The 23,607-nt window shown below is 64.3% G+C and carries 24 protein-coding genes and 1 other RNA gene; 16 read left to right on the top strand and 9 right to left on the bottom strand.

Features of this window, described 5'->3' with window-relative positions:
* Positions 1-67 precede the first annotated feature (67 nt).
* From CS1GBM3_RS17630 to ffs, 6 genes are all read right to left on the bottom strand, one after another.
* A complete protein-coding gene (locus CS1GBM3_RS17630; protein ID WP_072396893.1) occupies positions 68-1,282 on the bottom strand; it encodes a saccharopine dehydrogenase family protein in 1,215 nt (404 codons plus the stop codon).
* 262 nt (positions 1,283-1,544) lie between these two features.
* The gene (locus CS1GBM3_RS17625) at positions 1,545-1,865 is read right to left on the bottom strand and encodes a YbaB/EbfC family nucleoid-associated protein (RefSeq protein ID WP_072396891.1); all 321 of its coding nucleotides are present in this window, start codon (positions 1,863-1,865) and stop codon (positions 1,545-1,547) included.
* Between the two features lie 64 nt (positions 1,866-1,929).
* Positions 1,930-2,295: a DUF1810 domain-containing protein gene (locus tag CS1GBM3_RS17620; RefSeq protein WP_072396889.1), complete on the bottom strand. Its 366-nt coding sequence runs from the start codon at positions 2,293-2,295 to the stop codon at positions 1,930-1,932.
* A gap of 117 nt (positions 2,296-2,412) precedes the next feature.
* Positions 2,413-2,658, bottom strand: a complete 246-nt coding sequence (locus tag CS1GBM3_RS17615; protein WP_072396887.1) for a hypothetical protein — start codon at positions 2,656-2,658, stop codon at positions 2,413-2,415.
* Positions 2,659-2,805: 147 nt separating this feature from the next.
* On the bottom strand, positions 2,806-4,644 hold the full coding sequence (locus CS1GBM3_RS17610; protein WP_072396886.1) for a DNA polymerase III subunit gamma/tau: 1,839 nt from the start codon (positions 4,642-4,644) through the stop codon (positions 2,806-2,808).
* Positions 4,645-4,813: 169 nt separating this feature from the next.
* Positions 4,814-4,909: signal recognition particle sRNA small type (ffs, locus tag CS1GBM3_RS17605), an RNA gene on the bottom strand.
* Positions 4,910-5,035: 126 nt separating this feature from the next.
* Here ffs and CS1GBM3_RS17600 point away from each other — a divergent pair.
* The 15 genes from CS1GBM3_RS17600 (at position 5,036) to CS1GBM3_RS17525 (ending at position 21,123) form a co-directional block, all read left to right on the top strand.
* Complete coding sequence (locus CS1GBM3_RS17600) at positions 5,036-5,380, top strand: hypothetical protein (protein WP_072396884.1); 345 nt, start codon at positions 5,036-5,038, stop codon at positions 5,378-5,380.
* A gap of 272 nt (positions 5,381-5,652) precedes the next feature.
* Positions 5,653-6,351, top strand: a complete 699-nt coding sequence (gene nuoE, locus CS1GBM3_RS17595) for an NADH-quinone oxidoreductase subunit NuoE (protein ID WP_072396882.1) — start codon at positions 5,653-5,655, stop codon at positions 6,349-6,351.
* Positions 6,352-6,363: 12 nt separating this feature from the next.
* Positions 6,364-7,647 carry an NADH-quinone oxidoreductase subunit NuoF gene (gene nuoF, locus CS1GBM3_RS17590; RefSeq protein WP_072397642.1) on the top strand — a complete coding sequence of 428 codons (1,284 nt, stop codon included), beginning with the start codon at positions 6,364-6,366 and terminating at the stop codon, positions 7,645-7,647.
* A 9-nt stretch (positions 7,648-7,656) separates the two neighbouring features.
* The gene (nuoG, locus tag CS1GBM3_RS17585) at positions 7,657-9,771 is read left to right on the top strand and encodes an NADH-quinone oxidoreductase subunit NuoG (protein WP_072396880.1); all 2,115 of its coding nucleotides are present in this window, start codon (positions 7,657-7,659) and stop codon (positions 9,769-9,771) included.
* Between the two features lie 15 nt (positions 9,772-9,786).
* Entirely contained in the window at positions 9,787-10,854 is a 1,068-nt protein-coding gene (nuoH, locus tag CS1GBM3_RS17580; RefSeq protein ID WP_072396878.1) for an NADH-quinone oxidoreductase subunit NuoH, read from the top strand.
* 9 nt (positions 10,855-10,863) lie between these two features.
* Complete coding sequence (gene nuoI / locus CS1GBM3_RS17575; protein ID WP_072396876.1) at positions 10,864-11,352, top strand: NADH-quinone oxidoreductase subunit NuoI; 489 nt, start codon at positions 10,864-10,866, stop codon at positions 11,350-11,352.
* Between the two features lie 131 nt (positions 11,353-11,483).
* A complete protein-coding gene (locus CS1GBM3_RS17570) occupies positions 11,484-12,134 on the top strand; it encodes an NADH-quinone oxidoreductase subunit J (RefSeq protein ID WP_072396874.1) in 651 nt (216 codons plus the stop codon).
* Positions 12,135-12,149: 15 nt separating this feature from the next.
* Positions 12,150-12,458 carry an NADH-quinone oxidoreductase subunit NuoK gene (gene nuoK / locus CS1GBM3_RS17565; protein WP_072396872.1) on the top strand — a complete coding sequence of 103 codons (309 nt, stop codon included), beginning with the start codon at positions 12,150-12,152 and terminating at the stop codon, positions 12,456-12,458.
* 151 nt (positions 12,459-12,609) lie between these two features.
* Positions 12,610-14,559: an NADH-quinone oxidoreductase subunit L gene (gene nuoL, locus CS1GBM3_RS17560; protein WP_072397640.1), complete on the top strand. Its 1,950-nt coding sequence runs from the start codon at positions 12,610-12,612 to the stop codon at positions 14,557-14,559.
* A 2-nt stretch (positions 14,560-14,561) separates the two neighbouring features.
* Positions 14,562-16,049 (top strand): NADH-quinone oxidoreductase subunit M, encoded by a 1,488-nt coding sequence (locus tag CS1GBM3_RS17555; RefSeq protein WP_139248016.1) that lies wholly within the window; start codon positions 14,562-14,564, stop codon positions 16,047-16,049.
* Positions 16,050-16,061: 12 nt separating this feature from the next.
* Positions 16,062-17,507 (top strand): NADH-quinone oxidoreductase subunit NuoN, encoded by a 1,446-nt coding sequence (gene nuoN, locus CS1GBM3_RS17550; RefSeq protein WP_072396869.1) that lies wholly within the window; start codon positions 16,062-16,064, stop codon positions 17,505-17,507.
* A 387-nt stretch (positions 17,508-17,894) separates the two neighbouring features.
* Positions 17,895-18,626, top strand: coding sequence for a biotin--[acetyl-CoA-carboxylase] ligase (locus CS1GBM3_RS17540; protein WP_072396867.1), 732 nt, complete (start codon positions 17,895-17,897; stop codon positions 18,624-18,626).
* Positions 18,627-18,667: 41 nt separating this feature from the next.
* The gene (locus CS1GBM3_RS17535) at positions 18,668-20,380 is read left to right on the top strand and encodes a ribonuclease J (protein WP_072396866.1); all 1,713 of its coding nucleotides are present in this window, start codon (positions 18,668-18,670) and stop codon (positions 20,378-20,380) included.
* Between the two features lie 40 nt (positions 20,381-20,420).
* Positions 20,421-20,825, top strand: coding sequence for a methylmalonyl-CoA epimerase (mce, locus tag CS1GBM3_RS17530; RefSeq protein ID WP_072396865.1), 405 nt, complete (start codon positions 20,421-20,423; stop codon positions 20,823-20,825).
* Positions 20,826-20,844: 19 nt separating this feature from the next.
* A complete protein-coding gene (locus CS1GBM3_RS17525; protein ID WP_072396864.1) occupies positions 20,845-21,123 on the top strand; it encodes a DUF1467 family protein in 279 nt (92 codons plus the stop codon).
* A gap of 14 nt (positions 21,124-21,137) precedes the next feature.
* Here the strand turns inward: CS1GBM3_RS17525 and CS1GBM3_RS17520 are convergent, their stop codons facing one another.
* The 3 genes from CS1GBM3_RS17520 to CS1GBM3_RS17510 all read right to left on the bottom strand — a co-directional run bounded on the left by CS1GBM3_RS17520 (position 21,138) and on the right by CS1GBM3_RS17510 (position 23,142).
* Positions 21,138-22,280, bottom strand: a complete 1,143-nt coding sequence (locus CS1GBM3_RS17520; protein ID WP_072396863.1) for a serine hydrolase domain-containing protein — start codon at positions 22,278-22,280, stop codon at positions 21,138-21,140.
* A 251-nt stretch (positions 22,281-22,531) separates the two neighbouring features.
* Positions 22,532-22,873: a hypothetical protein gene (locus CS1GBM3_RS17515; RefSeq protein ID WP_072396862.1), complete on the bottom strand. Its 342-nt coding sequence runs from the start codon at positions 22,871-22,873 to the stop codon at positions 22,532-22,534.
* A gap of 83 nt (positions 22,874-22,956) precedes the next feature.
* Positions 22,957-23,142, bottom strand: a complete 186-nt coding sequence (locus tag CS1GBM3_RS17510) for a hypothetical protein (protein WP_072396861.1) — start codon at positions 23,140-23,142, stop codon at positions 22,957-22,959.
* 123 nt (positions 23,143-23,265) lie between these two features.
* Here CS1GBM3_RS17510 and CS1GBM3_RS17505 point away from each other — a divergent pair, with 123 nt between their 5' ends.
* Positions 23,266-23,496, top strand: coding sequence for a hypothetical protein (locus CS1GBM3_RS17505; RefSeq protein ID WP_072396859.1), 231 nt, complete (start codon positions 23,266-23,268; stop codon positions 23,494-23,496).
* Positions 23,497-23,607: the final 111 nt, after the last annotated feature.

Below are 23,607 nucleotides of genomic sequence, written 5' to 3'. Positions count from 1 at the left end.
TCAGCAAAAGGGAACAAAAAAATGGGCGGCCGGAGCCGCCCATCGGAGATGTGAGCAAAATTGTCTGTCAGGTTTTGACGGCAAAGAGGTCGGCCTGCTCGGCGGGCGTGATCTCCTTGACGTGCCAGGGCAAGCCTTGCTTCGCGAGCTCGTCGAGGAACGGCTTCGAGGGGAACTGCTCGACGTTGAGCACACCTTTGCCGGTCCAGGCGCCTTTGAACATCTGTATCGCGCCGACAACCGGCGGCACGCCCGTGGTGTAGCTCACGGCCTGCGCGCCCGTCTCCTTGAAGCTCTCGGCGTGGTCGCAGACGTTGTAGATCAGCATCGTTTTGCGCTTGCCATCCTTGGTGCCGTCGACGATGACGCCGATCGACGTCTTGCCGGTGTAGTTCTCACCGAGCGACGACGGCGGCGGCAGCAGCTCCTTCAAGAACTCCATCGGGATCACCGGCGTGCCCTTGTACATGACCGGATCGATGCGGGTCATGCCGACACTCTGCAGCACGTCGAGGTGCTTGATGTAGTTCTCGGAGAACGTCATCCAGAAGCGGATCTGCTTCAGGCCCTTGATGTTGCGGACGAGGCTCTCCTCCTCCTCGTGATAGATGAGGTAGCTCTTGCGCGGGCCGACTTCCGGATAGTCGATCATGGTCGCGATCGACAGCGGATCGATGTCGATCCACTCGCCGTTCTTCCAGTACTTGCCGCGCTGCGTCACCTCGCGGAGGTTGATCTCCGGATTGAAGTTGGTGGCAAACGACTTGCCGTGGCTGCCGTCGTTGCAGTCGATGATGTCGATGGTGTCGATGGTGTCGAACAGATGCTCCTGCGCGTAGGCGCAGAAGATGTTCGAGACGCCCGGATCGAAGCCGCAGCCGAGCACGGCCAGGACGCCCTTGGCGGCGTACTTGTCATGGTATGGCCACTGCCACTCGTAGGTGAACTTGGCCTCGTCGCGCGGCTCGTAGTTGGCCGTGTCCATGTAGTGGACGCCCGTCTTAAGGCACGCGTCCATGATCGGCAGATCCTGGTACGGGAGCGCCATGTTGATGACGAGGTCGGGCTTGACCCTCTCGATCAACGCCACCGTCTCGTCGACGTTGTCGGCATCCACCTGCGAGATCTCGATCGGCGTTACGCAGCGCGCAGCGACCTTCTCGCAGCTTTCGAGGCGCCGCGACGCGAGGTGCACCTTCTTGAAAACATCGCGGTTCTTGGCGGCTTTCTGCGCCGTCACCGAACCTGCCGCACCTGCCCCGATGATGAGAACGCTGTCCAAGGCAAAGCTCCCTTAACGATGATTGGCGCGTCAGATGGTTCGACCGGACGCGATCACGGTCTGGGTTTTCATTGCGACCGATGATTCACGTTTCGGACTGATCGGGTCCAAAACGATCATAGCCGGAGGTTCGCTCTTGTGCGCTGTGCCGCACTTCGAGCAAGCGTGCGCAAATAGGGCACAAGCCCCCCGGAATCAACAGGTGTTCGGGGTTTCGGAGCCTTGCAAAGCAAGTTTTTTTGCGGGCCGAAGCGGCGCTTCGTCAAAAAAGCTTCATGCCGGGCGGCAACGGCAAGCCGCCCGTCACCTCGGCCATCTTCTCCTGCAGGCTTGCCTCGACTTTGGCCTTAGCGTCGGCGTTGGCGGCGACGATCAGATCCTCGACGATCTCGGCGTCCTCCGGTTTCAGGAGCGACGGGTCGATCTTGACGCCCTTCATGTCGCCCTTGCCGGTGAGCGTGACGGAGACAAGCCCGCCACCTGCGGAGCCCGTGACCTCGAGCGCGGCCAGCTCTTCCTGCAGGCGCTGCATGCGCTGCTGCATGTCCTTGACCTTGTTCATCATGCCCATGAGGTCTTTCATCGGTCCTCCTGCCGTTCGCGTTTCACGCCCGAAAGTAGAGCATTTTGATCCGGACTGCACCGCATCATCGCCGCACCGGTCCCGGATCGAAGCCAGCCGCGCGGAAGAGCTGCATCGAGGAGCGGAACTTCATCGCGTCGAGATCTCCGAAGATATCCTCCAAGGGCACGTCTCTTTGCGACTGCACCAGCCCGGTGCATTCGGCGAGGCGCGGGCCGAGCACGGGATGGGCGAGATAGGCGCGCGCCTCATCGAGCGAAGCGATCCCATAGCGCAGCGACATGGCGCTGCGACCGAGGCCCTTGGCCTGCGGGAAGATGAACCAGATCCAGTGGCTCGCCTTGCGGCCGGCGCGGAGCTCCTTCAGCACCGTCTCGTAGACGGGCGCCTGGGCATCGACGAAGCGCTGAAGATCGAAGGGGTCGTCCATGGCGATCGCTCGCTCTTTCTCCGACTGCTGCCGAATCGGATGACGAGATCGCCCATAAAAAAGGCCGGGGCACGGCCCCGGCCAAGCGCGTCCTAATGTGGGAGAAGGCGCGCGCGTCTACTTCTTCTTGTCGGTGATCTTGAAGTCGGTATCGACGGTGACGTCGTATTTGCCGTCGGCGCAATCGGCGCCCGCGATCGTATAGAAGCCACTGCCGGAATGGATCTCGCCCAGCTTGCACCCGTCCGCCGCGAGCGATTTGGTGATGCCGTTGACGGTGGCTTGCGAGAACTTGCCTTCAGAAGCGGCGAAGGCAGAGCCTGCCGCGAACACGAGGGCGGCGGTAAGTGTCAAACAACGCATGCGTTTTCTCCCTGTGAGCGACCCTGGCCGGCGCGACTCGGCTGGATCTAAAAAACGCTATAACATTGCTTTCATTGCCCCGGGAGATGCTGCAAGCCTCAGCGCCGAAAATCGGGAGGAGTTCCCGAGGGGGAGAGATTATGGGGATCAGCCGGTGGCGGAATCGTCGTCGCGCTCGCGCGGCTTCAGCGGCACGGGCGTGACCTCGGCATCCGGGAAGGCTTCGAGCACCGCCGCGACGGCCGGATGTCGCTTCAAAGCGGCGATCTCCTGGGCGGCGCGCTCGCGGCGCACTTCGCCGATAGGGCGCTCACCCGGCGTTTTGGAGAGCGCCACGATCCAGCGGCGCCCGGTCCATTTGTTGAGCTTCTCGCGCAAATCGTTGGCGAGATCCGGAGCGGCGCCCGGCAGCAAAAATAGGTCGATGGCGCCGGCCGCACCGTCGTAGCGCACGAGGCTCACCTGCTCCTCAAGCGCGATTTTGAGCTTCGCATCGCGCCGGTCGCCCACCAGCGCCACGACCTCGGCGAAGGTCGTCAGGGGGCGCAACGAGACGCCGGCGGCGGCTGCGGGGCGTACGTCGTCCTCGTCCGCGGCCTCGTCGTCCGAAGGGTCGGCCGTGAAGTCGAAATCAGCGGGGTTCTCGGATTGGAAACGCGCAGGCGCTTCATTGTCGGAGGCTGTCGCTTCGGCCGTTACGTCCGCGCCGGTGCGTTCCGGCGCTCTTTGTGCCGGTACCCCGTCGCGCCGCGTGGCCGGGGCGCCGCCGAGCATGCGAATGACCTCGTCCGGCGGCGGCAAATCGGCGGTGTGAGCGATGCGGATCAGCACCATCTCGGCGGCGGCGAGCGGATTTGGCGCCTTGCCGGCTTCCTCGAGGCCCTTCAGCAGCATCTGCCAGAGGCGAGCCAGCAACGGCATCGACAGGCGATCGCCCAGCGCGCTTGCGCGGCGTTTCTCGTCGAGCGCCAGGCCCTCGCCGGCGGCATCCGGGCCAACGGCTTTGACGCGCGCTGTGACGTGCACGGCCTCGGCCAGATCGGCAAGGATCTGCGTCGCATCGGCTCCATCGTGGTGCAGGGCATCCAGCGCGGCGAGCGCCTTGGCGATCTCGCCCGTCACCAGCAGCTCCAACAGGTCGAAGATGCGGCCGCGATCCGCGAGGCCCAGCAGGGCGCGCACGGACGCTGCCGTGACCGTGCCGCCGCCCGCTCCGCCGAATGACGTCGAGATCGCCTGGTCGAGAATGGAGAGCGCGTCGCGCACCGAACCCTCGGCGGCGCGTGCGATCAGCACCAGCGCATCGTCGTCGGCGGAAGCTCCTTCGTTCGCGACGATCGACTTCAGGTGCTCGGCCAAGCGCGGAACGTCGACGCGGCGCAGATCGAAGCGCTGGCAGCGCGACAGCACCGTCACCGGCACCTTGCGGACCTCGGTGGTCGCAAAGATGAACTTCACGTGGCCCGGCGGCTCCTCAAGCGTCTTCAGGAGCGCGTTGAACGCGCCCTTCGACAGCATGTGGACCTCGTCGATGATGAATACCTTGGTGCGCGCCGACAGCGGGCGGTAGCGGGCGCTCTCGATGATCTCGCGGATATTGTCAACGCCGGTATTCGAGGCGGCGTCCATCTCGATCACGTCAGGATGGCGGCTCTCCATGATCTCGATGCAATGGCGCCCCGGCGCCGGCATGTCGATCGTGGGCTGATTGATGGTGTCGGTCTCGTAGTTCAAGGCGCGGGCCAGGATGCGCGCGGTCGTCGTCTTGCCGACGCCGCGCACGCCGGTGAGCATGAAGCCGTGTGCGATGCGCCCCGACGCGAACGCGTTGCGCAGCGTCTGCACCATGGTTTCCTGACCGATCAGGTCGTCGAACGTCTGCGGACGATACTTGCGCGCCAGCACGACATAGGGCTTGGCCGGCGCATCGCCCGCACCACCGCCCGCCGTTACCGACACATCGCTCTCTGATTTCTTCTTGGCCATCCGCCCCGCCCGAACTGCTCAACGATGGGTGGCACCACTTCGGCCCGGAGGCCGGGAGCGCCTTGGCCGAGCCGAGCGTTCGGATGCGACCCGGCGGTCATGGCGAAGCCATGCCCCGGCATGGACCGCGCCGCCCCCGCGGAGCCCGCTGCGCGGGCGTGAGCGAGAATAAAGAGGCTGACGAACGACCCGTGCACCTGTCGTTAGGGCTGCTTCCTTCCGGACCTGACCCGGTTGGCGACGTACTCGTCCGCCGCCAGCCTCCGGGGCGAATATGGCGCCTCGCCGAGGGTGAAGCAAGGCTTGTGCGGACGCACCCTGCCGCGCCTCCACAGATGCTGGTGAAGGCGCAGAATTGCTGGCACAATCCCTTCACCTAGGGAGAGCCACCATGATCGACAACCTGTTCCTGCTTGCGGTCGCGGCCTTGGGCTGGGGCCTCTCGCTCGCCACCTACCGGATGTTCGCGCTACGCCAGTCCTGGCCCATGGGGGCGCTGCAGATCGATTTTCCCGTTCTACCCGCGCTGATCGGAGCGATTTCCGCCTTCGTCGCCATCCTCTTTGCCGCGATACGCGGCGCGGAAGCCGGCGGCGGCGTCATTTTGCTGTTCGGCATCCTGCTCGCGATCTTCTGGACCGGCTTCTTGCGCGTCGGATCGCAGGTCTCGCTGTTCCTTGCGCCGATCGCCACCGTGCTTCTGATCCTGGGCTGGCTTGCACAGCCTGGTGCGTGAGCGCACACGCCCGTTCGCATCATTCAAGCCTGACGCGTGGAATCGACTTTTCTGCGCACGCTCGTCGTTGCGCGTTCGCGAATTGACGTTCGTTCACGTGTGATGATGCTTGGCACCTTGTATACTTGCTTTCGCGCTGCAATAGACGTAGTTGAACGACATGACTCAAGCGGGGGAGTACATGGAGAGGTCGCGGACGATCAGGGCTTAGCGGCCCGGATCTTCTGCGTGCTGCTCCGAACCCCGCGGGTGTTCCGCTTTGGGGAGCCAGTATGGCCGTCCGCCGCCTCAGTCCCGACCAGCCGCGCGACTTCGCCTTCACGCCCGAGAACCTTGCTTGGGCGCGAGAGACAATCGCCAAATATCCGCAAGGCAAAGAGGCTTCCGCCATCATCCCGTTGCTCTGGCGCGCGCAAGAGCAATCGGGCGGATGGCTGCCGGAGCCGGCGCTCCGCTACGTGGCAGACATGCTCGGCGTCGCCTATATACGGGCGTACGAGGTGGCGACGTTCTACACGATGTTCCAGCTCTCGCCGGTCGGCAAAACAGCTCACGTGCAGGTGTGCGGCACGACGCCGTGCATGCTGCGGGGCGCGGAAGGTCTGATCGACGTCTGCAAGCGGCGCATCGCCGAGCACCCGCACGAGTTGTCCGAGGACGGAGCCTTCTCGTGGGAAGAGGTCGAATGCCTCGGCTGTTGTGCCAATGCGCCGGTGGTCCAGATCTGGAAGGATACCTATGAGGATCTGACGCCCGAAGCGCTCGACAAGATCCTGGCCGCCTTCGAGCGCGGCAACACTCCGAAGTCCGGTTCGCAGATCGGCCGCAAGACCTCGGCGCCGGAGGGCCCGCCGACGGCCCTGACCGATCCCACGCTCTACGATGGATCGACGATCGGCGCCTGGCGGGCGCGCTTTCCCGAACTTGCCGAGGGCGGTGGTACGCCTCACGACGAGAAACCCAAAGGGTGAGCCTTTATTATGCTGCTCGAGGACAAGGACCGCATCTTCCGTAACATCTACGGGTTCCACGACTCGGGGCTCAAGGGTGCAATGGCGCGCGGCGCCTGGGACGGTACCAAGTTCTTCATCGAAAAGGGGCACGACTGGATCATCTCCGAGGTGAAGACCTCGGGTCTTCGCGGGCGTGGCGGCGCGGGATTCCCAACGGGGCTCAAGTGGAGCTTCATGCCGAAGGCGGATGCGCGCCCCTCGTACCTCGTGATCAACGCGGACGAGAGCGAGCCGGGGTCCTGTAAGGACCGCGAGATCATGCGCAACGATCCGCATCTGTTGATCGAGGGCGCGCTGCTCGCCTCTTTCGCGATGCGCGCGCATACGAGCTACATCTACATCCGCGGCGAGTTCATCCGCGAGCGGGAGCGGCTGCAGCGCGCGATCGATGAAGCCTATGACGCCAAGCTCATCGGCAAGAACAACGTCCACGACTGGGATTTCGACCTCTATATCGCGCACGGCGCGGGCGCCTATATCTGCGGCGAGGAGACGGCGCTGCTCGAGAGCCTTGAGGGGCGCAAGGGCCAGCCGCGGCTCAAGCCGCCGTTTCCGGCCAATGTCGGCCTCTACGGTGCGCCGACGACGATCAACAACGTCGAGAGCATCGCCGTGGTGCCGGACATCCTGCGCCGCGGCGGGCATTGGTTCGCGGCGCTCGGGCTGCCGAACAACACGGGCACTAAGCTGTTCCAGATCTCGGGCCACGTAAACCGGCCCTGCGTCGTCGAGGAGGAGATGGGCATTCCGCTGCGCCAGCTCATCGATGAGCATTGCGGCGGCGTGCGCGGCGGCTGGGACAACCTGCTCGCGGTCATTCCGGGAGGATCATCGATGCCGCTGATCCCGGCGCATCTCTGCCAAGACCTGGCGATGGATTTCGACAGCCTGACGAAACTCAAGTCGGGTCTCGGCACGGCAGCGGTCATCGTACTCGACAAGTCGGCGGACGTGGTCAAGGCGATCACGCGCATTGCCTATTTCTACAAGCACGAGAGCTGCGGACAGTGCACGCCCTGCCGCGAGGGCACGGGCTGGATGTGGCGCGTGCTCGAGCGCATGTCGCGCGGCGAAGCGGAAAAGAGCGAGATCGACAAGCTGTTCGATGTCTCGAAGCAGATCGAGGGTCACACGATCTGTGCGCTCGGCGACGCGGCTGCGTGGCCTGTGCAGGGGCTGATCCGTCATTTCCGTCCGGAGATCGAGGCGCGCATCGACGCCTATCACGCGGCGCACAGACAGGCGGCGGAGTAAGCTCGAACCATGCCGAAACAGCTCATCATCGACGGCCAACTGATCGAGGTCGAGGACGGAATCACGCTTCTTCAGGCGTGCGAGCAAGCCGGCGCCGAGATCCCGCGCTTCTGCTATCATGAGCGCCTGTCGATCGCCGGCAACTGCCGCATGTGTCTCGTCGAGGTGCAGGGCAGCCCGAAGCCGATCGCGTCGTGCGCCATGGGCGTCAACGACCTGCCGCCGAACAAGGACAACTCGCCCAAGGTCATCTCCACGCAGAGCGCCACCGTGAAGAAGGCGCGCGAAGGCGTGATGGAGTTCCTGCTGATCAACCATCCGCTCGATTGTCCCATCTGCGACCAGGGCGGCGAGTGCGATCTGCAGGACCAGGCCATCGCTTACGGCTCGGGCGGCTCGCGCTTCGTCGAGAACAAGCGCGCCGTCGAGGAGAAGTATCTCGGACCGCTGATCAAGACCTCCATGAACAGGTGCATCCATTGCACCCGCTGCGTACGCTTCATGACGGAAGTCGCGGGTGTCGAGGAACTCGGCGCCATCGGACGCGGCGAGGACATGGAGATCACCACGTATCTCGAGCGCGGCATTCTCTCCGAGATGAGCGCCAACGTGAACGATCTCTGCCCCGTGGGGGCGCTGACGCACCGGCCATGGGCGCACAACGCGCGGCCGTGGGAAATGCGCAAGACCGAGAGCATCGACGTCATGGACGCGGTCGGCTCGGCGATCCGCATCGACACGCGCGGCCGTGAGGTCATGCGCATCCTGCCGCGCAACAACGACGCCGTGAACGAGGAGTGGATTTCGGATAAGACGCGTCACGTGGCCGACGGCCTCAGAACTCAGCGGCTCGACCAGCCGTATATTCGCAAGAACGGGCGGCTCGAGCCGGCGACGTGGCCGGAAGCGCTCGATGTAGTCGCAGAGAAGCTCAAGGCCGCCCTCCCGGAGCGGATCGCTGCCATCGCCGGGCCGCTCGCGGGCGCCGAAGAGATGTATGCGCTCAAGGATCTGTTCCACAAGCTCGGCTCGACCAATGTCGACTGCCGCGAGGATGGAGCGAAGCTCGATCCGGCGCTCGGCCGCGCGAGCTATGTGTTCAACACGACCATCGAGAGTATCGAGCGCGCCGGCGCGATCCTTCTGATCGGCACCAACCCGCGGCTCGAGGCGGCGGTGCTCAACGCGCGCATCCGCAAGCGCTGGCGCCAGGGTGGGCTCGCGGTCGGTCTCATCGGCGAGCCGGCCAATCTTGCCTATCCTTACGAGTATCTCGGTGCCGGCGGCCAGACGCTCGCCGAGGTCGCGGACGGCACGCATTCGTTCGCCAAGGTGCTCAACGAGTCCAAGGCGCCACTGATCATCGTCGGCGCGGGCGCGATCGCGCGGGCTGACGGACGCGCCGTGCTGACGGCTGCGGCGCGCATCGCAAGCGCCGCGACGGCCGGCAAGGATGCCGACTGGCGCGCCTTCAACGTGCTGCATACGGCGGCTTCGCGCGTCGCGGGCCTCGACCTCGGCTTCGTGCCCGAAAGGCCGGCTTCGACGGATGTTGCGAGCTTCGTCGCGGCGGCCGAAAAGGGCGATCTGGATCTCCTCTTCCTGCTCGGGGCGGACGATATCGATATGAACCGGCTCGGCTCGACGTTCGTCGTCTACCAGGGCAGCCACGGTGATGCCGGCGCACACCGGGCCGACGTGATCTTCCCGGCTGCGGCGTACGCAGAAAAGAGCGCCACCTACGTCAATACCGAGGGCCGCGCACAGATGACGGCGCGGGCCGCCTTCCCGCCCGGCGACGCTCGCGAGGACTGGACCATCATCCGGGCGCTATCGCCGCTCGTCGGGCACACGCTGCCGTATGATTCAATCAATGTGCTGCGCGCTGCCATGTACAGCCATGCGCCGGCGCTCGCCGCGCTCGATCGGGTGACGCCGGCTCCGGGCGACGTCATCGCCGCGCTGGCCAGCGGCAAGGGCACCGTCAAGGATGAGCCGTTCCGCAGCGCCGTCCGAGACTTCTACCTGACGAACCCGATTGCGCGTGCCTCCGCCGTCATGGCCGAGATGAGCGCGCTCAAGAAGGCCGCCGGCAAACAGGCCGGCTTGGCCGCGGCCGAATAGGAGCCCACGCCCCCGATGTCGAGCGAGACCCTTACGTTGCTCTGGGAGTATGGGCTGTGGCTGGCCATCACGGTCGGGCTATCGCTGCTTCTGCTCGTCGGGCTGCTGATCGCGATCGCCTTCCTCCTGCTCATGGACCGCAAGGTGTGGGCGGCCGTACAGATGCGCCGCGGCCCCAACGTCGTGGGGCCATTCGGGCTCTTGCAGTCGTTCGCGGATCTTCTGAAGTTCGTCTTCAAGGAGCCGATCATTCCGGCAGGTTCCGACAAGGGCTTGTTTCTTCTGGCGCCGCTGGTGATGGCTACGTGCGCGCTCGCCGCTTGGGCCGTGATCCCGATTGCGCAGAATAGCTGGGGCACTTGGGTCATCGCCGATCTCAACGTCGGCGTACTCTATCTGCTGGCGATCAGCTCGCTCGGCGTCTACGGCATCATCATAGGCGGCTGGGCCTCGAATTCGAAATATCCGTTCATGTCCAGCCTGCGCTCGGCGGCGCAGATGATCTCGTACGAAGTCTCGCTCGGCTTCGTCGTCATCACGGTGCTGCTGCTCGTCGGCTCGCTTAATCTCGGCACCATCGTCACCGCGCAGACGACTGGGCTCGGCACCTGGGCCGGCTTGCCCGCTTCCGCGCTCGACTGGCACTGGGTGCCGCTATTCCCCATGTTCGTCATGTTCTTCATCTCGGCGCTCGCCGAGACGAACAGGCCGCCGTTCGATCTCGTCGAAGCCGAGAGCGAGCTCGTCGCGGGCTTCATGGTCGAATATTCGTCGACGCCGTACCTGCTCTTCATGCTCGGTGAGTACGTGGCCATCGTCACCATGTGCGCGCTGTCGGCGATCCTGTTCATGGGCGGCTGGCTGCCGCCGCTCGATATCTGGCCGTTGAACGCAGTTCCAGGGATCTTCTGGTTCGCGGCCAAGGTTGTGTTCATGTTCTTCCTGTTCGCGATGGCCAAGGCCATGGTGCCGCGCTATCGCTACGACCAGCTCATGCGGCTGGGATGGAAGGTGTTTCTGCCGCTGTCGCTGGTGATGGTGATTGCCGTTGCCAGCGTGCTGCAGATGCTCAAACCGGCATAGGAGCAGGCCATGCGGGTGGCCCAAGGTCTGAAATCGCTGTTTCTTGCGGAGTTCGTCTCGGCGTTCTTCCTCACCATGCGCTATTTCTTCGCGCCCAAGAAGACGCTGAACTATCCGTTCGAGAAGGGCCCGCTGTCGCCACGCTTTCGCGGTGAGCATGCGCTGCGCCGTTATCCGAACGGCGAGGAGCGCTGCATCGCCTGCAAGCTCTGCGAGGCCATCTGTCCGGCGCAGGCCATCACCATCGAAGCAGGCCCGCGCCGCAACGACGGCACGCGGCGCACGACGCGTTATGACATCGACATGGTGAAGTGCATCTACTGCGGGCTGTGCCAGGAGGCATGCCCGGTGGATGCCATCGTGGAAGGCCCGAACTTCGAATTTGCGACCGAGACACGCGAGGAGCTCTACTACAACAAGGAGCGCCTGCTTTCGAACGGCGACCGTTGGGAACGCGAGATCGCGAAGAACCTCGCGTCCGACGCGCCGTACCGGTAGGGAATTTCCTCTTCCCGTCGGATTCGACAGGGAGAGGGTCGAGGTGAGGGGCAGCGACAGGCCGTGCGCCGATTTCTGCCCCTCACCTTAGCCTTCACTCCGCAAGCGGGGCGAAGGACTGAGGAGGGGAAATGGCACTGACGGCGGTTTTCTTCTATCTGTTCGCGACCCTGGCGCTCGCCGCCGGGGCGATGGTGATCGTCGCCAAAAACCCGGTTCACGCCGTGCTGTTCCTGATCCTCACCTTCTTCAACGCGGCAGGTCTCTTCATTCTGCTCGGCGCCGAATTTCTCGCCATGCTGCTCGTCATCGTCTACGTCGGCGCGGTAGCGGTGCTGTTCCTGTTCGTGGTCATGATGCTCGACGTCGATTTCGCCGAGCTGCGCGCAGGCTTCATCAAGAATGCGCCGGTCGGCCTCCTGGTCGGCGGCGTCGTGCTCGCCGAGCTGGTGGCGCTGTTCCTGGCCCGCGGCGTGGCGCCGTCGGCGCCTGGCACCGCCGCTACGCCGATGCCGCAGGGCGTCACCAACACGGAAGCGCTCGGGCAGGTTCTCTATACGAAATACGTCTACTTCTTCCAGGGGGCGGGCCTCGTGCTTCTGGTGGCGATGATCGGCGCCATCGTGCTGACGCTCCGGCATAAGCCAGGCGTCAAGCGCCAGTCGATATCGGAGCAGGTCGCGCGCGGGCCGGCAACGGCCGTCGAGATGGTAAAAGTCGCGCCGGGCGGCAGCGCCATTCCGGACGCGCCTACAAATACGCCCGAACGGCAGCGCGTTTAAGAGGACGGGGGCACCATGGAGATCGGGCTCGGACACTACCTGACGGTCGCGGCGTGCCTGTTCACGCTTGGCATGTTCGGCATCTTCCTCAACCGGAAGAACGTCATCATCATCCTGATGTCGGTCGAGCTGATGCTGCTCGCCGTCAACATAAACCTCGTCGCCTTCTCGCATTTTCACGCCGATCTCGTGGGGCAGGTGTTCGCCCTGTTCGTGCTCACGGTCGCGGCCGCCGAGTCAGCGATCGGGCTTGCGATCATCGTCGTCTACTTCCGCAACCGCGGCTCGATCGCGGTTGAGGATATCAACATGATGAAGGGATGAGCGGGATGGCTGAGCGCGTTGAAGAACTAGAGCGCTTCCCCCTCCCCCTTGTGGGGAGGGCCGGGGTGGGGGGAATACCTTCCGCCGCCGATGTCATGTGCTCCCCCCCTCCTAACCTCCCCCACCAGGGGGGAGGGAAAGTTCCGTCATGATCTACTCCCTCATCGTTTTCCTACCGCTCGTCGGCGCGCTGATCGCTGGCCTGTTCGGCCGCATCATCGGGCCACGCCCGTCCGAGATCGTCACGACGTCGCTCTTGATGACGGCGGCGCTGCTGTCGTGGGTCGTATTCGTGCAAGTCGGCTTCTCCGGCGAGACGGCGCGCGTGCCGATCCTGCGCTGGATCACATCCGGCGAGCTCGACACGGCGTGGGCGCTGCGCATCGATACGCTGACGGCCGTGATGCTGGTCGTGGTGACCACCGTGTCCGCGCTCGTGCACCTTTACTCCATCGGCTACATGCACGAGGACGACAGCCGGCCGCGCTTCTTTGCCTATCTGTCGCTCTTCACCTTCGCCATGCTGGCGCTCGTCACCAGCGACAACCTGGTGCAGATGTTCTTCGGCTGGGAGGGCGTGGGCCTCGCCTCCTATCTGCTGATCGGCTTCTGGTACAAGAAGCCCGAGGCCAATGCGGCCGCCATCAAGGCCTTCGTCGTCAACCGCGTCGGCGATTTCGGGTTCTCGCTCGGTATCTTCGCGCTGTTCTTAATGACGGACTCGATCAACCTCGATGCCGTCTTCACGGCTGCACCGGATCTCGTCGGCAAGACGATCTCGTTCCTCGGCTACGAGGTCGATGCACTGACGCTGATCGCGCTTTTGCTCTTCATGGGCGCCATGGGCAAGTCGGCGCAGTTCCTGCTGCACACCTGGCTGCCCGACGCCATGGAAGGCCCGACCCCGGTCTCGGCGCTGATCCATGCCGCGACGATGGTCACGGCCGGCGTGTTCATGGTGGCGCGTATGTCGCCCGTCTTCGAGCTGGCCCCGACGGCGCTCGAGGTCGTGGTCGTCATCGGCACCATCACGGCGTTCTTCGCGGCGACCGTCGGCCTCGTGCAGAACGACATCAAGCGTGTCATCGCCTACTCGACGTGCTCGCAGCTCGGCTACATGTTCGTCGCTTGCGGCGTGGGCGCCTACTCCGTCGGCATCTTCCACCTGTTCACGCACGCCTTCTTCAAGGCGCTTCTGTTCCTCGGTGCGGGCTCAGTGATTCATGGCATGCACCACGAGCAGGACATGCGCCGCATGGGTGGGCTTGCGAAGAAGATGCCGATCACCTGGGCCATGATGCTGATCGGCACGCTGGCGCTGACGGGCGTCGGCATTCCGCACCTCGCCGGCTTCGCGGGCTTCCATTCCAAGGACGCAATCATCGAGGCCGCCTACGCCGCCCACACGCCGAACAACTTCGCGTTCTGGGGGCTCGTGATCGCCGCCTTCATGACCTCGTTCTACTCGTGGCGCCTCATGTTTCTGACGTTCCACGGCCAAACGCGCGCCGACCATCATACCTACGACCATGCCCACGAAAGCCCGCAGGTCATGCTGATCCCGCTGTTCGCGCTGGCGGCAGGCGCCGTGCTCGCGGGCATCACCTTCTCCTACTTCTTCATCGGCGGAGGCTACGCGGACTTCTGGCGCACGGCGCTTTACGAGGCGCCGGGCAAGGACATCCGCCATCACATGCACGAGGTGCCGGAGTGGGTGCTTTGGGCGCCGACGCTGGCCATGGTTTCTGGCCTGGGCCTCGCCGTCGTCTACTACGTGCTCGCGCCGTGGCTGCCGGCAGTCACCGCTCGTGTCTTCCGGCCGATCTACCTGTTCTTCCTGAACAAGTGGTACTTCGACGAGCTCTATGACCGCATCTTCGTGCGGCCGGCCTTCGCCATCGGTCGCTTCCTCTGGAAGGGCGTGGACGGCTCCGTGATCGATGGCACCATCGACGGCACGGCCAAGGGCGTGCTGTGGAGCACGGGTCGCATCATCAAGCTGCAGACCGGCTATGTGTACCACTACGCCTTCGCCATGCTGATCGGCGTTGCAGCACTACTCACCTACTTCATTGTGGCAGGCGGCGGGGGCGCGCCATGAACATCCAAGACGCGCCGATCCTGTCGCTGGTAACGTTCCTGCCGCTGGCGGGCGCGCTGTTTATCGCGCTGCTTCCGCGCGAGGCTGGCCAGAATATCCGCTATACGGCGCTGTGGACGACGCTGATCACGTTCGTCATCTCGCTTTTGATCTGGTTCAACTTCGATCCCACGACGGCGAATTTCCAGTTCGTCGAAGAGCACAACTGGCTCGGGCCCATCAAGTACAAGATGGGCGTCGACGGCATCTCGATGCTGTTCGTGATCCTGACCACGTTCCTGATGCCGCTTTGCATCCTCGCCTCCTGGGAAGCGATCGAGGATCGCGTCAAGGAGTACATGATCGCGTTCCTCGTGCTCGAGACGCTGATGATCGGCGTTTTCTGCGCGCTGGATCTGGTGCTCTTCTATCTGTTCTTCGAGGGCGGCCTCATCCCGATGTTCCTCATCATCGGCGTCTGGGGCGGACCGCGGCGCGTCTACGCGAGCTTCAAGTTCTTCCTCTACACGTTCCTCGGTTCGGTGCTGATGCTGCTTGCCATGATGGCCATGTACTGGCAGGCGGGCACCACCGACATCCCGACGCTGATGACGACCAAGTTCCCGAGCGACATGCAGTTCTGGCTGTGGCTTGCGTTCTTCGCCTCGTTCGCGGTCAAGATGCCGATGTGGCCTGTGCACACGTGGCTGCCGGATGCGCACGTCGAGGCGCCGACGGCCGGCTCGGTCATTCTTGCCGGCATCCTGCTCAAGATGGGCGGCTACGGCTTCCTGCGTTTCTCGCTGCCGATGTTCCCGGAGGCGAGCGCTAGCTTGGCGCCGCTCGTGTTCGCGCTGTCGGTCGTAGCTATCGTCGCGACGTCGCTGATCGCGCTCGTGCAGGAGGACATGAAAAAGCTCATCGCCTATTCGTCGGTCGCCCACATGGGCTTCGTGACCATGGGCATCTTCACCTTCACGCAGCAGGGTATCGACGGCGCGATCTTCCAGATGCTGTCGCACGGGCTGATCTCGTCGGCGCTGTTCCTCTGCGTCGGCGTCGTTTACGACCGGTTGCACACGCGCGAGATCAAGGCCTACGGCGGGATCGTCGAACGGATGCCAATTTACGCCGCGATCTTCATGGTGTTCACCATGGGCAACGTGGGCCTGCCGGGCACGTCGGGCTTCGTCGGCGAGTTCCTGACGCTGCTCGCCTCGTTCAAGGTCAACACCTACGTCGCGTTCTTCGCAACCAGCGGCGTTATCCTCTCGGCCGCCTACGCGCTCTATCTCTACCGGCGCGTCGTGTTCGGCTCGCTTGAGAAACCGTCGCTCAAGAGCATCACAGACGTCAGCCCGCGTGAGATCGCGATCCTGGTGCCGCTCGTGCTCCTCACCATCCTGTTCGGCTTCTATCCAGCCCCCATTCTCGACGTGACGGCCGTGTCGGTTAAAGCGCTGGTCAGCTCGCTCGAAGCGGCGAGCCAGACCGCCGCCGTTGCGCAGTAAAGGATCCGGTTCATGTTCGACGCCGCGAACGCCATCGTTGCTCTTCCCGAAATCGTCCTCGCGCTCGGCGCTATCGCCATCCTGATGATCGGTGCCTTCGGCGGCGAGGAGATCGAGCGCAAGGAGACGATCGGCTGGCTCTCCATCCTGGCCCTGGCCGTGACCGCGTTTCTCGTCGTTTCTCAATCCGGCACCGAGCGTGCGTTCAACGGTGCCCTCGTCTCGGATGCCTTCGCCCGCTTCGTGAAGCTTTTGGTGCTCGCGGGCTCGGCTGTCTCGATCCTATTGTCGTTCGACTACTTCCGCCGGGCGCACGCGTCACGTTTCGAGATCCCAGTGCTGATCCTGCTGGCGACCCTCGGCATGATGATGATGATCTCGGCCGGAGATCTGTTGGCCCTCTATCTTGGCCTCGAGTTGCAGAGCCTTGCGCTCTATGTGCTCGCCGCCATTCGACGCGACGACGTGCGCTCCAGCGAGGCGGGGCTCAAGTATTTCGTGCTGGGCGCGCTGTCGTCCGGCATGCTTCTATACGGTGCTTCCCTGCTTTACGGCTTCGCCGGTACGATCTCGTTCGAGGGGTTGGCGACGGCTGCCTCCGCGCCCGGGGCTGCGACCAACCTCGGCCTCATCGCCGGCCTCGTGTTCCTGCTCGTCGGCCTCGCGTTCAAGATCTCGGCGGTGCCGTTCCACATGTGGACGCCGGACGTCTACGAGGGTGCGCCAACGCCGATTACGGCCTTCTTCGCCGCCGCGCCCAAGCTTGCCGCGCTGGCGTTGGTCGCGCGCGTGCTGTTCGACGGCTTCGGCGGGCTCTTCGTGCAGTGGCAGAAGATCGTGATCTTCCTCTCGATCGCCTCGATGCTGCTCGGCGCTTTCGCGGCCATCGGGCAGACCAACATCAAGCGGCTGATGGCCTATTCGTCGATAGGCCACGTTGGATATGCGCTCGTCGGCTTGGCGGCAGGCGGCGCGGGAGGTGTCGAGGCGCTCCTGATCTATCTCGCCATCTACCTCGTCACGACGCTCGGCGCGTTCGCCTGCATCCTCGCCATGCGCCGCGATGAGGGCCCTGTGGAGGACATCTACGAGCTTGCGGGCCTCGCGCAGACGAACCTGCCGATGGCCTTCATCCTCGCCATGCTGTTTTTCTCGCTGGCTGGCGTGCCGCCGCTCGCCGGCTTCTTCGCCAAATTCTACGTGTTCGCAGCGGCTGTAAAAGCCGAGCTTTACGGGCTCGCCATCCTCGGCGTGCTGACCAGCGTTGTCGGCGCATTCTACTATCTGCGCATCGTCAAGGTGATGTTCTTCGACGAGGCGAAGCCCGGCTTCAGCCCGGCGGCGCCTTACGTGCGTTTCGTGATGATCGCGGCCGGACTGTTCGTCGTGCTTTACGCCGTCTATCCGTCACCGCTGATCGATGCTGCTGCAGCGGCTGCGGAATCGCTCAAGCTCTAGGGCGGGCTATTCGAATTTCAATCCGAGATCGTTTCCGCGCCGCCAGACGACCTTGCAAACGGTGTTGATTTTTTCCATCGCGGAAACAAGCGTCACGCGGGTGGGAACGTCGCAAGGAACAACCAAGCGGACTCGCGCGCCCGTCGGAGAGGCGTCGCGCAGTAGCACCGCGAACTCCTTTCCGTCGGTTCGCAGGAGGCCGGCGTTGTTGGTTCGGCGTCGTTTGGCTTCCCGTGCGTCTCCGCTCGCCATGGGATATTCCGGTGTGCTAACATTCAAGAATAATTGATGTAATTCTTATGCTGTATGTCCTAATGGCAGCTTATCGCACCGCAAAAAAGATCGGCAGCCTATGCCGCGCACTGACTAACGGGCTGACCTAGCTTGATGACCCTCGATCGCGTTGTTGCCCTCTCTGCCGTGGATTCCACCAACGCCGAAGCCGCGCGACGTGCGCAGGCGGGTGAGCGCGGACCGCTTTGGATCCTGGCGGAGGTGCAGACGGCTGGCCGGGGCCGCAGTGGTCGTGGCTGGTCCTCGGAGCCCGGAAATCTCCACGCGAGCCTGCTCGTCACCCTAGCCCTGCCCCAACCCAAAGCCTATCAGCTGGCCCTGGTGACGGGCGTCGCCGTCTTCGACGCCTTGCAGGCGATCATGAGCCCCGTTCCTCCGGAGCTGCGGCTCAAATGGCCGAACGACATCCTGATCGGCGGCGAGAAGACGGGCGGCATCCTCATCGAAAGCAGCACAAACGCCGCAGGCCTCGCCGCGGTCATCGGCATCGGCGTTAATATCGCCTCGCACCCCGCGGGGCTGGATCGCCCCGCCACGCACCTTGCAGCGCACGGCGCGCACCTCGAGCCGCGGGAGCTCCTCAATTCCATTTCCGGCACACTCGCCGCCTGGCTCGCCGTCTGGGACGAGGGACGTGGCTTTGCCGCGGTCAGGGAGGCTTGGCTAACGCGCGCCCATCCTTTAGGGGAACGCATGGGCATCAATACCGGCACTGAGCACGTCGTCGGCACCTTCCAGGGTCTCGATCCGGACGGGTCCCTTCTCATCGCGGTGGACGGCTCAGTCCGCCGGTTCACCTTTGGAGACGTATCGCTTCAGCGCTGAGGCACGGTCGCGGTTAACAACAAAAGGAAACGAAACGGCGCATGCCTGAGCAACAGACGCAACGTGGCCGCTCCCGCGAGCAGGACGAACTGGTGTTCCTGGCCCTCGGCGGCCTCGGCGAGATCGGCATGAATGCCTACCTTTATGGTCTCGGCCCCCCCGACGCGCGCAAATGGCTGATGGTCGACCTCGGCATCACGTTTCCCGAGGGCGAGGACGACCCGGGCGTCGACGTCATTTTCCCCGATTTGCGCTTCATCGAGGAAGAGCGCAACGCGCTCGCGGGTCTCGTCATCACGCACGCGCACGAGGACCACATCGGCGCCGTCGTCGAGATGTGGCCGCGGCTCGGCGTGCCGGTCTACGCCACGCCCTTCACTGCGGGCATGCTCAAAGCCAAGCTCGCTGAATTCGGCAACCGGCTCGCTATCCCGATCCACGAAGTGCCGCTCAATGGGCGTTTCAGCGTCGGTCCGTTCGACGTCGAGCTGATCGAGATGGCGCACTCGATCCCGGAGAGCAGCGCGCTCGCCATCCGCACGTCGCTTGGAACCGTGCTGCATACGAGCGACTGGAAGCTCGATGCCACGCCTGTGATCGGCTCTGCGCCCGATACGGGCCGCCTTGCCGCGCTCGGAGAGGAGGGCGTGCTTGCCGTCATCGGCGATTCCACGAACGCCATGCGCGACGGGCGCTCGCCGTCCGAGCGTGACGTCGCGAAATCGCTGGCTGAGATCATCCGTAATGCGCCGCACCGCGTTGCCGTGACCACGTTCGCATCCAACGTCGGGCGCATCAAAGCCGTGGCGGATGCGGCCCGGGCTGCAGGGCGCGAGCTGGTGATCGCGGGGCGTGCCCTGCATCGCGCCATCGAGGTCGCGGTGGACACCGGCTATCTGCCGCAAGGGTTCCGCTACGTGGATCAGCAGCAGTTTAAGGAGCTCAAGCGTTCGCACATCGTGTGCCTCTGCACGGGCAGCCAGGGCGAGCCGCGGGCGGCCATGGCGCGCATCGCTGAGAACGAGCATCCGGACGTCTCCCTCGACAAGGGCGATCTCGCGATCTTCTCGTCACGCACGATCCCAGGGAATGAAAAGGCCGTCGGGTGGATTCAGAACGCGCTGGCGCGGATGGGTGTTGAGATCCTGACAGACAGCGACGCGCTCGTGCACGTAACGGGACACCCCCGTCGTGAGGAGCTGCGCGAGCTCTATGCCTGGACGCGGCCCAAGATTCTCGTGCCCATGCATGGCGAGGTACGGCACCTCAAGGCGCATGCCGAGCTCGCGCGTGCGTGCGGAGTGCCCGAGGTGCAGGTGGCCTACAATGGCGAGGTCGTGCGGCTGGCGCCGGGACCGGCGCGCATCGTCGACGATGCACCCGTCGGGCGGCTGTTCCGCGACGGGCGGCTGATTGTTCCAGCGGGAGACGGGCCTGTGCGCGAGCGGCGCAAGCTGGCCGCCGTCGGGATCATCGTGGTGGCGCTGGCGCTCACGCGACGCGGCGAGCTCGTGAGCGATCCCCAAGTGGCTCTCGATGGCGTGCCGGGCGAGGACGGGGACGGCGAGCCGATGGACGAGATTGCGCTCACCGCGGTCGAGGGGACGCTGCGCAGCATTCCCCGCGAGCGCCGCCGGGACATCGAGATGGTTGCCGAGGCCGTGCGCCGGAGCGTCCGCGGGGCCGTGGCGGCGGCCTGGGGCAAGAAGCCCATTGTCAAGGTGCTCTTGAGCGTGGTCGAAGGAAAAGGCTGAGCACTCTCAGCCCGTGGCGTTTACTCGAATGAGGATGAATATGATCGGACGCTTGAATCACGTGGCCATTGCCGTCAGGGACTTGTCTGCCGCAACTGCCACGTACCGGGACGCGCTCGGCGCCGTCGTTTCAGACCCGCTGCCGCAGCCGGAGCATGGCGTCACCGTCGTATTTATCACGCTGCCCAACACCAAGATCGAGCTGCTCGAGCCCCTGGGCGAAGGCTCGCCGATTGCAAAGTTCTTGGAGAAGAATCCGGACGGCGGCATCCATCACGTCTGCTACGAGGTGGACGACATTCTCGCTGCGCGCGACCAGCTCAAGGAGCAAGGCGCCCGGGTGCTTGGCGACGGCACACCCAAGATCGGTGCCCACGGCAAGGCTGTGCTGTTCCTGCATCCCAAGGACTTCTGTGGCACGTTGACGGAGCTTGAGCAGGCCTGACAAGGAAAGAAGCCAGAGCATGAGCCTTTCACTCGGTATCGCGCTTTACATCATGATCTGGTGGATGACGCTGTTCGCCGTGCTGCCGTTCGGCGTCAAGACGCAGGGGGAGGCCGGCGAGATCGTCGAGGGCACGCCTGAGAGCGCACCGGTCAAGCCGCGCCTGCTGCGCGTCGTGATCATCAACACGATCGTTGCTACGTTGGCGTTTCTCTTCGTGTGGACGGCACTCGAGCGGGATTGGCTCGGGCTTTACATTCCGCCCGAGAACAGCCCTCCGGCCGCCGTGACGCGGTAAAGAATGCGATAGGGTCACTCGCTGGCGAGGTAGAGAAGCTCCTCGGCAAGCGTCTCGAGCCCTTCCACGACATCCGTGTTGACGAGCAGCGTCACCGACGTCCATGCGGGGGCGCCTGCCTTCGCCGAGGCGGCCGAGATAAGGCTGTAGGACGTGTAGCCCGGCACATGCCCGGAATGAGTGTAGATCTCCGCCTTCCGCCTGTGCTCTACGAACCAGCCCATGCCGTAGTAGAGATCGGGCGTCACGCGCGCGCCGTCCGAGACCATCAGCGCGACCAAGTCGGACGGCAGCACGCGCCCGTTCATCAGTGCCGCGTTCCAGGCATAGATGTCCGTTGCCGAGCTCGCGATGTCGGCGCTGCCCTTGAGCCAATCCGGCTGGTCGAAGACCGGCTTCCTGCGATAGATCGCGGGCGCCACGACGGTGTTCGGCATGTAATCGCCGACGAAGCCCGTTTCCCGCAGCCCAGCGCGTGCAAACAGCGTTCGCCGCAAGCGGTCACGGTGCGCGCGCGGCGCCTGCTCGCCCGGGGCCACTGCTTCCTCGATCGCCTCCGCCAGCAGGAAGTAGCTCGTATTCGAGTACTCGAACGTATTCGGCCAGCCGGACGGCTTCAGCTTCTTCAACTCCGATAACAGCTCAGGCGCGGCGATGCGGCCCCACGGATCGGTCGCTGACGGCGGCAGGCGCGTGAAGTTGGGGAGGTTGGACGTCATGGTCAGAAGCGTGCGCAGTGTGACCGGTTGCTTGCCCGTCTCGGCGTCGCTGCGCGGCCAATGCTCGACGCCCTCGAAGATCTGAGCCAATGCAAGATCGAGCGTAAGCGGCGTGCCATCGCGGAGACGGGCTTTGCGGCCAATCAGATCCAACACGGCCGCCGCCGTGAATTGTTTGGCGAGAGAGCCCACATGATAGACCGTGTGCTCCGTCACAGGCACGCCCGGCGCGCAGTCACCGTAGCCCTTTGCCAGAAGCAGTGTGCGCTCGTTGCCGATAGCGAGCGAGAGGGCGGCCTTCGGCGCGCCGGGGAGCAGCGCAGGCGACGCGTCGACGCGCGATAGAAAGCGCGCAACCAACGCGTCGGCCGCCGCGCGCTTCTCGGCGGTGAGCGATGACGCGTCGGCAGGGGCTATAGCCAAAAACGAAGCGAGCAAGACCCGCGCGCTTCTGCCGAGGTCGCGGTTGCAACCCCGTCTCAAAGCGGAGAAGAAGGTCCTAATCCGCCACATGGCATTGGCGCCGCTATCGCGTTCCGAGCACTGATACGGGTCGATCTTGGGTGGGCGGCCGAGCCCAGTCAAGCAGCGTATCGCGCATTACATTGCTGTTACGGCAAAGAAAAAGCTCCGGGCGCGCGGCCCAGAGCTTTCCGTCGCGATGTGGACGCGATCCTGCAGGTAAACCTTTAGTAGCGGTCGCTCGGCGTACCGGCTGCCGGGTTCTGATCGGACGGAGCCTTCGTGCCTGGGGTCAACTGCTCGCTGGCTGGAGCATCGGCGCCGGCTTCGCCGGTGCCCATCCCCTCCGTTGCAGGTGCGCTCTCGCCGGTACCCGGCGGCGAAGTCGGAACGCGCGCGGCAGGATCCGAGCCTGTGGCGGGATCAGCGGGATTGTCGGCGCTCGGTCCGGGCTGCTGATTCTGGTTCGTGCTCGGGTCAGCCGGGCTGCCCGCCGGATTTTGCGCCAGCGCCGTTGCCGAACCGAAGGCGACGGCAAGGACCGCGAGGAGAGATGTGGTCTTGGTCATGATGCATCCTTTTCTGATTTCTTGATCATGGTCCTCCCAAGACAGCAACTCACCCTTGCTTGTCAGGTTCCTGTTGAGCGGCGTTAGCGTGTTGCGGAAGAGGATGAGCCCCGACCGTCGCCTTCGTTTGCGTTGCGCTGCTCGGCCCGCTTCAACCGTTCCAGGCATGCAACCATCTGCGGCGGCAATCCCTCGACTTCCGGGGCATAGAGACGCTTCAGCCGCGCGCTGAACGTCGTCGCTATCTCAGTCCCCAGCTTTCTTTCCATGCCTAGGTCTCCTGATGTGCATAACTCCTCCTTTCAACGAACTCACTTTTCCCAATCGGTTCGGGGGCTAGGCAGTTCCTTCGGGAACGGTAAACGTTGTTGATTTCCTCTTGAGCGGCGTCGATGCGTGCTCCGCCTGAAGGAACTCCGCAAGCGATCGCGGATTTCCGCTACATGAGCGCACACCCTGATCCTAAACCGCCGCGCAAGCCCGTGCTGCCGAGCCAGCCGGACGAGCCACAGCGTCCGAACCGCCCCGTCGAACCGGCCGGTGACAGCGACGACCACTCGATCGAGACTCCACCGGAGGAGGCGGAGCGCGATCCGGATCCTCGCTCGCGCGATACGCTCTAGCTGCTCAGCGCTGGCTTCGCACCGGCCGCGGAAACAAAAGCCCCATGTCTGCGGTTATTTAAACATCGGAGTGGTCTTTCAGGCCGCTCCTCAAGCACAACAAAATACCGT

This window comes from Hyphomicrobium sp. CS1GBMeth3, from assembly GCF_900117455.1.
GTDB lineage: Bacteria > Pseudomonadota > Alphaproteobacteria > Rhizobiales > Hyphomicrobiaceae > Hyphomicrobium_C.
The sequence above is the reverse complement of the archived record's forward strand: the minus strand, read 5'-3'. Positions and strand labels throughout refer to the sequence as shown.

Excerpts from the sequence above, each read along its gene's own strand:
- CS1GBM3_RS17535 (WP_072396866.1), top strand. The coding sequence starts at position 18,668 with ATGCCTGAGCAACAGACGCAACGTGGCCGCTCCCGCGAGCAGGACGAA.
- nuoI (WP_072396876.1), top strand. The coding sequence starts at position 10,864 with ATGCGGGTGGCCCAAGGTCTGAAATCGCTGTTTCTTGCGGAGTTCGTC.
- CS1GBM3_RS17540 (WP_072396867.1), top strand. The coding sequence starts at position 17,895 with ATGACCCTCGATCGCGTTGTTGCCCTCTCTGCCGTGGATTCCACCAAC.
- CS1GBM3_RS17600 (WP_072396884.1), top strand. The coding sequence starts at position 5,036 with ATGATCGACAACCTGTTCCTGCTTGCGGTCGCGGCCTTGGGCTGGGGC.
- nuoE (WP_072396882.1), top strand. The coding sequence starts at position 5,653 with ATGGCCGTCCGCCGCCTCAGTCCCGACCAGCCGCGCGACTTCGCCTTC.
- nuoN (WP_072396869.1), top strand. The coding sequence starts at position 16,062 with ATGTTCGACGCCGCGAACGCCATCGTTGCTCTTCCCGAAATCGTCCTC.
- CS1GBM3_RS17615 (WP_072396887.1), bottom strand. The coding sequence starts at position 2,658 with ATGCGTTGTTTGACACTTACCGCCGCCCTCGTGTTCGCGGCAGGCTCT.
- CS1GBM3_RS17515 (WP_072396862.1), bottom strand. The coding sequence starts at position 22,873 with ATGACCAAGACCACATCTCTCCTCGCGGTCCTTGCCGTCGCCTTCGGT.
- nuoG (WP_072396880.1), top strand. The coding sequence starts at position 7,657 with ATGCCGAAACAGCTCATCATCGACGGCCAACTGATCGAGGTCGAGGAC.
- CS1GBM3_RS17570 (WP_072396874.1), top strand. The coding sequence starts at position 11,484 with ATGGCACTGACGGCGGTTTTCTTCTATCTGTTCGCGACCCTGGCGCTC.
- CS1GBM3_RS17505 (WP_072396859.1), top strand. The coding sequence starts at position 23,266 with ATGCGTGCTCCGCCTGAAGGAACTCCGCAAGCGATCGCGGATTTCCGC.
- nuoH (WP_072396878.1), top strand. The coding sequence starts at position 9,787 with ATGTCGAGCGAGACCCTTACGTTGCTCTGGGAGTATGGGCTGTGGCTG.
- CS1GBM3_RS17625 (WP_072396891.1), bottom strand. The coding sequence starts at position 1,865 with ATGAAAGACCTCATGGGCATGATGAACAAGGTCAAGGACATGCAGCAG.
- nuoK (WP_072396872.1), top strand. The coding sequence starts at position 12,150 with ATGGAGATCGGGCTCGGACACTACCTGACGGTCGCGGCGTGCCTGTTC.
- CS1GBM3_RS17525 (WP_072396864.1), top strand. The coding sequence starts at position 20,845 with ATGAGCCTTTCACTCGGTATCGCGCTTTACATCATGATCTGGTGGATG.
- CS1GBM3_RS17610 (WP_072396886.1), bottom strand. The coding sequence starts at position 4,644 with ATGGCCAAGAAGAAATCAGAGAGCGATGTGTCGGTAACGGCGGGCGGT.
- mce (WP_072396865.1), top strand. The coding sequence starts at position 20,421 with ATGATCGGACGCTTGAATCACGTGGCCATTGCCGTCAGGGACTTGTCT.
- CS1GBM3_RS17620 (WP_072396889.1), bottom strand. The coding sequence starts at position 2,295 with ATGGACGACCCCTTCGATCTTCAGCGCTTCGTCGATGCCCAGGCGCCC.
- CS1GBM3_RS17510 (WP_072396861.1), bottom strand. The coding sequence starts at position 23,142 with ATGGAAAGAAAGCTGGGGACTGAGATAGCGACGACGTTCAGCGCGCGG.